The organism is Variovorax sp. 01N429 (assembly GCF_056399425.1).
Genome location: NZ_JBFTRG010000216.1, coordinates 1 through 380, shown reverse-complemented (window position 1 = coordinate 380; position 380 = coordinate 1). Strand labels below are relative to the sequence as shown.

Annotated in this window: 1 protein-coding gene; it reads right to left on the bottom strand. The window is 65.8% G+C overall.

The features are described from left to right. On the bottom strand, window positions 1-380 hold a 380-nt coding region (locus AC1DSF_RS31315; protein WP_478184200.1), incomplete at both ends, for an AMP-binding protein.

Sequence of the window (380 nt, the reverse complement as noted above, 5' to 3'; positions counted from 1 at the left end):
TCGCAGATGTGGACTTCGTGGCCTTCGACGAGCCAGAGGAGTTCTTCCCAGCTCATGTCGAAGGCGAAGGAGACGGTGTGGGCGATGCGCAGCCGTCGTCCGGCTTCACGCACTACGGGGTCGAAGATGTGGCGGCGGTGGTTGTACTGCATGTTCGTCAGACCGCGATACGGGGTGACCACACCCTTTGGCCGACCGGTCGTGCCGGAGGTGTAGATGATGTAGGCCGGGTGATCCATGCGATGCGCGTCCGCCCGGGTGAAGCCCGGACGTTCGTCGTACGTCGGGTCCGTGTCCGATAGGCGGAGCAGCTGCTCGACCGTCGCGGGCGCGTCGATGAGCACACGCGCGGCGGTGGGGTGTTCGGGAACGTCCCGGGT